Origin of the sequence: Anaeromyxobacter sp. SG64, from assembly GCF_022690745.1 — a bacterium.
Lineage (GTDB): Bacteria > Myxococcota > Myxococcia > Myxococcales > Anaeromyxobacteraceae > Anaeromyxobacter > Anaeromyxobacter soli.
On sequence record NZ_JALCZB010000139.1, the window covers coordinates 1 to 8,202 of the forward strand.

7 protein-coding genes are annotated in these 8,202 nt (G+C 74.2%); 3 read left to right on the plus strand and 4 right to left on the minus strand.

The features are described from left to right. Positions 1-485: 485 nt before the first annotated feature. Both MNZ29_RS22665 and mrtX read right to left on the minus strand, forming a co-directional pair. Positions 486-1,535 carry a deoxyguanosinetriphosphate triphosphohydrolase gene (locus tag MNZ29_RS22665; protein ID WP_242340070.1) on the minus strand — a complete coding sequence of 350 codons (1,050 nt, stop codon included), beginning with the start codon at positions 1,533-1,535 and terminating at the stop codon, positions 486-488. A 32-nt stretch (positions 1,536-1,567) separates the two neighbouring features. Then, on the minus strand, positions 1,568-2,365 hold the full coding sequence (gene mrtX, locus MNZ29_RS22670; RefSeq protein ID WP_242356854.1) for a myxosortase MrtX: 798 nt from the start codon (positions 2,363-2,365) through the stop codon (positions 1,568-1,570). Positions 2,366-2,538: 173 nt separating this feature from the next. Here mrtX and amrB point away from each other — a divergent pair, with 173 nt between their 5' ends. Next, positions 2,539-3,336: an AmmeMemoRadiSam system protein B gene (amrB, locus tag MNZ29_RS22675; RefSeq protein WP_242340068.1), complete on the plus strand. Its 798-nt coding sequence runs from the start codon at positions 2,539-2,541 to the stop codon at positions 3,334-3,336. A gap of 21 nt (positions 3,337-3,357) precedes the next feature. Here amrB and MNZ29_RS22680 read toward each other — a convergent pair whose 3' ends face one another. Continuing rightward, entirely contained in the window at positions 3,358-4,362 is a 1,005-nt protein-coding gene (locus tag MNZ29_RS22680; RefSeq protein ID WP_242356856.1) for a peptidase M10, read from the minus strand. Further along, positions 4,359-4,871: a hypothetical protein gene (locus tag MNZ29_RS22685; RefSeq protein ID WP_242356858.1), complete on the minus strand. Its 513-nt coding sequence runs from the start codon at positions 4,869-4,871 to the stop codon at positions 4,359-4,361. Before MNZ29_RS22685 ends, MNZ29_RS22680 begins: the two co-directional genes overlap by 4 nt. Positions 4,872-4,908: 37 nt before the next feature. Here MNZ29_RS22685 and gltX point away from each other — a divergent pair, with 37 nt between their 5' ends. Together gltX and MNZ29_RS22695 are read left to right on the plus strand one after the other, a co-directional pair. Next, complete coding sequence (gene gltX / locus MNZ29_RS22690; RefSeq protein ID WP_242356860.1) at positions 4,909-6,324, plus strand: glutamate--tRNA ligase; 1,416 nt, start codon at positions 4,909-4,911, stop codon at positions 6,322-6,324. A 99-nt stretch (positions 6,325-6,423) separates the two neighbouring features. Next, positions 6,424-8,202: glutamine--tRNA ligase/YqeY domain fusion protein (locus tag MNZ29_RS22695; RefSeq protein ID WP_242356862.1), on the plus strand; the 1,779-nt coding region annotated here is incomplete at its 3' end.

The following is an 8,202-nucleotide window of genomic DNA, read 5'->3' on the forward strand; positions in this document are numbered from 1 at the left end:
ACCCAGGGTGAATACGGTCGACTTCCGCGACGCTCCAGGGCGTGCTTCGGGGCGAGCTGCGGAGGCGCCGTCGAGAAGTCCGCGAGCTCCCCGCGCGAAGTCACGCCGTCGCTGGGCCCGGTTTCGATACGGCGAGACGCTCGCCTGCTCCGACGCCTTCCCGCGTTCATCGGGGTCGAGCACGAGCGCTGCGCCGACCCCGTCGATGCCCCGAATCCGCCATGCGCACGGGAGCCGTGGTCGAAATACCCGCCGCTCGTCCGGCGAGTACCCGCACTTGTGACGAATGATGAGGGCTGCGCCCCCGCCCCGCCGAGCGAAGCTCGTCGGGGCCCCACCCCGGCTCGCCGGGTCCCGTGCGCCGCCGCGAGCGGCTTCGCCGCTTCCGCGGCGTCGCCCCGGCGGGCTCGCGTCGCTCGCCTGGCGGCGGCCGACCTGGTCGGCGCTGCCCGCTCTGGCGGACTCGATCCCGGGACGGACGCCGGTCAGACCACGCTCCACGGGCGGGGGACGAAGATCCCCTCCCACACGCCGATGGCGAAGCGGTCGGTCATCCCGGAGAGCCAGTCGATCACGGCCCGCTGCGGCGGATCGCCCTCGCGCGCGACCACGCCGTGCCGCTCGCGCAGCCGCCCGGGATCCTCGACGCACCAGTCGTGGAGATCGCGCAGGATCCGCTGCGCCTTCACGAACTCGTCGTGGACGACGGGGTTCTCGTAGACGCGCGCGTACAGGAAGTCGCGCAGCGCGAGCAGCGCCTCGTGCACGTCCGGCGACATCTCGATGTGGCCGCCCCCGTCCACGTCGGAGCGGCGGATGACGTCGCGGATGAGCGTGCGGTACCGCGAGGTGCCGCCGCCGCCGAGCACCCCGCGGATCGGCGCCGGGACGTCCGCCTCCTCGAAGAGCCCGGCCCGCACGGCGTCGTCGAGGTCGTGGTTCACGTACGCGATGATGTCGCTGAGCCGGACGATCTCGGCCTCGAGGGTGAGCGCCTTCGCGCCGCTCCCCTTGAGCAGCACGTTCCCCTTCCCCTTCGAGTGGCGCAGGATCCCGTCCCGCACCTCGGCGGTGAGGTTCAGCCCCTGCCCGTCGTTCTCGAGCACGTCCACGACGCGCACCGACTGGATGACGTGGTGGAAGCCGCCCGGCACGACGTCGTTCAGGATGCGCTCCCCGGCGTGCCCGAACGGCGTGTGGCCGAGGTCGTGCCCCATGACCATCGCCTCGACCAGCATCTCGTTCAGCCGGAGCGCGCGGGCGATGGAGCGCGCGACCTGCCCGACCTCGAGCGTGTGGGTGAGGCGCGTGCGGTAGTGATCGCCGCGCGGCGCGAGGAAGACCTGCGTCTTGCCGGCGAGGCGGCGGAAGGCCTTCGAGTGGACGAGCCTGTCCCGATCGCGCTGGAACGAGGGCCGCTCGTCGTCCTCCGGCTCCGGGCGCTCGCGCCCGCGGGACTGCGACGCCCGCGCGGCCCGCGGGTGCAGCGTCCGTTCCTCGAGGTCCTCGAGCATCTCGCGGATGGTCCCGGGCATGCGCCGCTTTCTAGCGCCCGGCCCCCGGCCTGTCATCCGTAGAAGCTCGCCTCCAGCGTCGCGAGGAAGACGTTCGCGAGCGCGTGCACCACGACCGGGGCGACGAGCCCGCCCGTGCGCTCGCGGACCCACCCGAACAGGAGCCCGGGCAGGAAGGTCGCGAGGCGCCAGGGCTCCAGCACCACCAGGTGGCCGAGCGCGAAGAGCGCCTGTGTCCAGAGGAACCCCGCCCCGAGGCGCGCGCCGAGCACCGTGACGCCGCGCTCCGGCGCGGAGCGGGCCCAGCTCGTCTGCATCCAGCCCCGGTAGAAGAGCTCCTCCGGCGCGGCCACGACGAGGAACTGCACCACCACGAGGAGGAGCACGCGCTCCGGGAGCCGCGCCGACAGCCGCGGGGCGATGCCGTACGGTGCGACGATCCGCGCGATCGCCCCTGGCAGGTGCGGGAGCGCCTCCGCGTAGAGCCAGAACAGCGCGGCGAAGACGGGGAACACCACCGCGCAGACGAGGAGCCCCTGCAGCGCGCCCCGGCCGAGCGCGCGCCAGGTGGCGGGGTCCCGCGGGGCGAGGCGCGGGACGCCGTAGGCGGCCCACGGGTCGTGGCGCGCCCGCAGGCGGCCGTCGGGGAGCGCGATGAACAGGAAGGCCGCGACCCCGGCGAGGTTCCCGGCGAGGAGCCCCGACGGCTCGACGTAGGAGAGGAGCTTCGCGAGCGCGAGCCCGCCGACGGCGAGGAGCCAGGTCCGCACGAGCACGCGAGGCGGATCGGGGGCGGGCGTCCTCCGCTGGAGCGGGGCGGCGGTGCGCGGGTCGGCGGACGTCCTCTGCACCGGGCCGGGATCGCACGGGTAGCGCGGAGCGTCAACCCGCCGCGTGTGCGCGCGCGTGCGCCGCGGCGGCGCGAGCGAGCGCCCGCCCTCGCCGCTGCCTCCGGGCCGGTCACCTCCGCCGGGCGGGCCCGCTCCGGTCGGCCGTCGCCCTGGGAGGACCCTATACTCGCCGCATGGATCGGGCCCCCGCCGTCGCCGGGCGGTTCTACACCGCCGAGGCCGCCGCGCTCGCCTCGCAGGTGGACGGGTTCCTCTCGGGCGCGGGCGAGAAGCTCCGCGCGCGCGGCCTCGTCGCGCCGCACGCGGGCTACGTCTACTCCGGCGCGATCGCGGGCGCGGTCTACGCGCGCGTGGAGGTCCCCGCGCGTGTCGTCGTGCTCGGCCCGAACCACACCGGGCTCGGCGCCGGCGCCGCGCTCTGGCCCGCACGCGGCGCGTGGCGCACGCCGCTCGGCGAGGTGCCGGTCGACGCGGAGCTCACCGCGGCGCTCGCCGCCTCCCCCCTCGTCACCCCCGACCCGAGCGCGCACGCGCGCGAGCACGCGCTCGAGGTGCAGGTGCCGTTTCTCCAGCGCGCGCGGCCCGGCGTCACGATCGCCGCGCTCTGCCTCGCGCACCTCGCGCTCGAGGACTGCGTGGCGCTCGGGAGGACCGTCGCCGACGCGGCCTCCGCCGCCGGCGCGCTCGTCGTGGCCTCGAGCGACATGAGCCACTACCTCCCCGCGACGGTCGCGCGGCGCCTGGATCACCGCGCCATCGAGCGCATCCTCGCGCTCGATCCGGAGGGGCTCTACGAGGTGGTCCACGCCGAGGACATCTCGATGTGCGGCGTCGTGCCGGCCACCGTGATGCTCGTCGCCGCGCGGCTCATGGGAGCCTCGCGGGCGGAGCTCGTCCGCTACGGCCACTCCGGCGAGGTGACGGGGGACGACGACCAGGTCGTCGGCTACGCGGGGATCGCGGTGGTTTGACGGGACCGCCGCCGCGGAACGTCAGCGCCGGCGGCCGCGCCGCGCGAGCGCCGCGAGCGCGAGGAGCGCGGAGGCGAGCTCGCCCGCCCCGCCCGCCGACGCGCAGCCGCCGCGCCCCGCCGCCTTCACGGGGGAGGTCCACGTGGCCCCGCCGCGCGGGTAGATGGCGCAGAGGCCCGCCCGGTCGTCGGCGGTGAGGGTGCGCTTCGACACGTCGCCCAGGCTCGCCGCCGGGAACATGACGACCGCCCGGTACGGGCTCGTCCGCGGGTTGCAGTCCGAGTCGCCGAGGTTGCACGGGTGGGCGAGGCCGATGAAGTGGCCGATCTCGTGCGTCGCGTTCGACTGGAGGTCCACGTAGGTGCAGCCGCTCTGGGCGTAGAGCGTGCAGGGCGACTGCGCGGTGGGCGTGCACGTGAAGTACCAGCCGTACGGCGGCTGGGTCGCACCAGCGGTGGAGCTGAGCGGGCCGGACTGACCGTCCCAGTCGGCGAACTCGATGTCGGCGTCGTAGATCCGCCCGCTGTTGGCGTCGTGCGTGACGGTGGTGATCGCGATGGTCGCCCGGTCCGCCGGCTGCGCGTCCTCGAAGCAGTCGTAGGTGTTCGCGCACGAGCCGGCGTTCCAGCACGCGTCCGTGCTCGGCGCGACGTCGGAGCACCAGCCCGCGCGGAAGACCACGAGGTTCTCGTTCCGCGAAGCCCGCGGGTCGTAGCCTGCCGTCACGACGTCGGTGGTGCCCTGGTCCACGAGCTGGAGATCGGTGCAGTCCTGCACGGCGCCGGTCCAGGTGCGGAACGCGGCGCGCACCGCCTCCATCGCGGCGGTGTCCGCGTACTGGGAGGTGTCCGCGCACGAGGGGGCGGACGCGGCGCGGCGCGGGTTGATCTGGTAGCCGACCGTCCGCTCCTGCCAGTAGAACGCGGCCCCGTTACCGCTCGTGCTGCGCTCGTAGGCGCGCGCCGCGGGCGGCGCGAGGAGCAGCACCGCGACGGCGGCGGCGAGGCGCACCGCGCGCGCGCTCACCGCGCGCTCCGGACGCGCCGCTCGAGCTCGTCGACGGACATCCGTCCGACCGCGCGCTCCCCCGCGGCGAGGCCGCGCGGCGCGAAGCGTGCGCCCTCGGTGCCGGGCGTCGCCATGCCGTCCTCGACCCGGTACTTCCCGAGCGCGAGGCCGTTCACGCGCCAGGTGTTCCCGCGCCGCCCCGCGAAGACGACGACCTCCTCGCCCTCCTCGAAGGTGGGCGCCGCGTCCACCGTCTGCGCGATCTCGCCGACCTTGCCGCCGGGCACGAGCAGCCTGAGCCGCTCGCCCGGCCGGCCCTTCCACGCGCTCGTCACGCGGACGACGACCTCGGTGACGATGCGCGCTCCGGCCCAGCGCGAGCTCGTGCGCTCGACGACGCCGCGCGCGACGATCTGGGAGGTGCGCGCGGTCTCCTCGACGCTCGTCTCGAGGAAGGTCGCCGCGCGCGCGGCGCCGGGCGCGCCCGCGAGCAGGGAGGCGAGGAGGAGCGCGGTCGTTGGTTTCATCAGCGCGCGATTCTACCCATGCTAGGTTCCGCCCGCCATGGACACACCCCGCGTTCGCTTCGCCCCGTCTCCCACGGGATACCTGCACATCGGCGGTGCCCGCACCGCGCTCTTCAACTGGCTGTGGGCGCGACGCAACGGCGGCACGTTCGTGCTGCGGATCGAGGACACGGATCGGGAGCGCTCGACGCAGGCGGCGGTGGACGCGATCTTCGACGGCCTGCGCTGGCTCGGCCTCGACTGGGACGAGGGGCCGGACGTCGGCGGCCCGCACGGGCCCTACTTCCAGACGCAGCGCCTCGGGATCTACGCGGAGCACGCGGAGCGGCTCATCCGCGAGGGCAAGGCGTACGCCTGCTACTGCACGAAGGAGACGCTCGACGCCCAGCGCAAGCAGGCCGAGGCCGAGAAGCGCCAGTTCCGCTACCCGGGCACCTGCCGGAGCCTCCCCTACGATCCCTCCCGACCGCACGTCATCCGGTTCCGCGTCCCCGAGACGGGCTCGACGACGTTCGTCGACCTCGTGAAGGGGCCGATCGAGACCTCCCACGAGGTGCTGCAGGACGAGGTGATCCTGCGCGGCGACGGCGTCCCCCTCTACAACTTCGGCGCGGTCGTCGACGACGTGACGATGGGGATCAACCTCGTCGCGCGCGGCGACGACCACGTGAACAACACGGCCCGGCAGATCCTCATGTACCAGGCGCTCGGGTACCCGGTCCCGCGGTTCGCGCACCTGCCCATGATCCTCGGCGCCGACAAGACGCGCCTCTCCAAGCGCCACGGCGCGACGAGCGTCACCGCCTACCGCGACATGGGCTACCTGCCCGAGGCGGTGGTGAACTACCTCGTGCGCCTCGGCTGGTCCCACGGGGACCAGGAGATCTTCACGCGCGACGAGCTCGTCCGGTACTTCGACTTCAAGGACGTGGGCGCCACGGCGGGCGTGTTCAACCCGGAGAAGATGGCCTGGGTGAACCACGAGTGGCTGAAGAAGCTCTCGGACGAGGAGCTCGCGCGGCACGCCCTGCCCCACTTCCTCGCCGCCGGGCTCCCCGCGGCCGACGACGCGAAGCTCCGCCACGTCTGCGCGGTGGCGCGCGAGCGGGCGCGCACCTTCGGCGAGTACGTGCAGCAGTTCCGCTACTTCTACGCGCCGATCACGCTCGACCCCAAGGCGAAGGCCAAGTTCCTGACGGCCGACACGAAGCCCATCCTGGAGGCCATCCGCGGCGGCCTCGCCGGCCTGGACGCGCTCGAGACCGAGGCGATCGAGAAGCTCTTCCACTCCGAGGCCGAGCAGCGCGGCCTCGGGCTCGGCAAGATCGCCCAGCCGGTGCGCGTCGCGCTCACCGGCGGCACGGCCTCGCCCGGCATGTACGACGTCGTCCAGATCCTCGGCAAGGAAGAGACGCTGCGCCGCCTCGACGACGCGCTCCGGCTCATCGGCTGAACCCGCCGGGAGCGGCGCGGCACCCTCGCGTTCGCCGGGCCCGCGGGGTCGCCGCAGGGTTGCGGGGCGTGGCGCGCTGCGATACCACCATCGGCCACCATGAGCGACGCCCCGCGCCCCTCGAACTTCCTCGCCGACATCGTCGAGGCGGACCTCCGCGCCGGCAGGAACGGCGGCCGGGTGGTCACGCGCTTCCCGCCCGAGCCGAACGGCTTCCTCCACATCGGCCACGCGAAGTCGATCCTCCTCAACTTCGGCCTGGCCCGGGCGTACGGCGGGCACACCCACCTGCGCTTCGACGACACGAACCCCGTGACGGAGGAGACCGAGTACGTCGAGGCCATCCAGGCGGACGTGCGCTGGCTCGGCTGCGAGTGGGGCGGGCACCTCTACTACGCCTCGGACTTCTTCGAGCGGATGTACGCGTGCGCCGAGCGGCTCGTGCGCGACGGCAAGGCCTACGTCGACAGCCAGACGCAGGATCGGATCCGCGAGCAGCGCGGCAGCTTCGAGCGACCGGGAGTGAACAGCCGGTTCCGCGATCGCCCGGCGGCCGAGAGCCTCGACCTCCTCCACCGCATGCGCGCCGGCGAGCTCCCGGACGGCGCCGCCGTCCTGCGCGCGCGGATCGACATGGCGCACCCGAACGTGCTCATGCGCGATCCGCTGCTCTACCGGATCCGGCACGCGAGCCACCACCGGACCGGCGACCGGTGGTGCATCTACCCGATGTACGACTTCGCCCATCCGCTCGAGGACGCGTTCGAGGGCGTGACGCACTCCATCTGCACGCTCGAGTTCGAGTCCAACCGCGAGCTGTACGACTGGGTGCTCGACAACCTCGGGCCGTGGGATCCGCGCCCCCGGCAGTACGAGTTCGCCCGGCTCTCGCTCGGCTACACCGTGCTCTCGAAGCGCAAGCTCCTGCAGCTCGTGAACGAGCGGCGCGTCTCGGGCTGGGACGATCCGCGCATGCCCACCATCGCCGGGATGCGCCGGCGCGGCGTGACGCCCGAGGCGCTCCGCGACTTCGCTGACCTCATCGGCGTCGCGAAGAACAACAGCGTCGTCGACATCGGCAAGCTCGAGTTCGCCATCCGCGGGGACCTCGAGCGCCGCACCCCGCGCGCGCTCGCGGTGCTGAACCCGCTCCGGCTGGTCGTCGAGAGCTGGCCCGCGGACCGGACCGAGGAGCTGGACGTCCCGTGGTGGCCCGCCGAGCCGGCCCGCGGCGGGAGCCGCAAGGTGCCGTTCGGCCGGGAGCTCCTCATCGAGCGGGACGACTTCTCCGAGGAGCCCCCGAAGGACTGGAAGCGGCTCGCGCCCGGCCGCGAGGTGCGGCTCGCCGGCGGCTACGTCGTGCGCTGCGAGGGCGTGGAGCGCGACGCGTCCGGCGCGATCACCGCGGTGCGGGCGACGCACGATCCGGCCTCGCGCGGCGAGGGCGAGCGGCGCAAGGTCTCCGGCACGATCCACTGGGTCCACGCGACGCGCTCGGTCCCCGCGGAGGTCCGGCTCTACGACCGGCTCTTCGCGGTCGAGCAGCCCGACGCCGAGCCCGACTTCCTCCAGGCCCTGAACCCCGACTCGCTCGTGCTCGCGAAGGGCGCCCGCGTGGAGCCCGCCCTCGCGGACGCGGCGCCGGGGACGCGCTGGCAGTTCCTCCGCCAGGGCTACTTCTTCGTGGACCCGGTGGACTCGCGCCCCGGCGCGCCCGCGTTCAACCGGACGATCACGCTCAAGGACACGTGGGCCGCGCGGACCGCGGTGAAGCCCGAGGCGCGGCGCGCGAGGCGGGAGCCCGCGCCGGCCGGCGGCGCCGAGGGGGCGGGGCCCGGGGCGTCGCGGAAGGCCCGCGCCGAGCTGCGCGCCGAGGCG

Bases quoted from the DNA above. Each gene is read 5' to 3' on its own strand.
- MNZ29_RS22665 (WP_242340070.1), bottom strand. From the start codon at position 1,535: ATGCCCGGGACCATCCGCGAGATGCTCGAGGACCTCGAGGAACGGACG.
- MNZ29_RS22685 (WP_242356858.1), bottom strand. From the start codon at position 4,871: ATGAAACCAACGACCGCGCTCCTCCTCGCCTCCCTGCTCGCGGGCGCG.
- amrB (WP_242340068.1), top strand. From the start codon at position 2,539: ATGGATCGGGCCCCCGCCGTCGCCGGGCGGTTCTACACCGCCGAGGCC.
- gltX (WP_242356860.1), top strand. From the start codon at position 4,909: ATGGACACACCCCGCGTTCGCTTCGCCCCGTCTCCCACGGGATACCTG.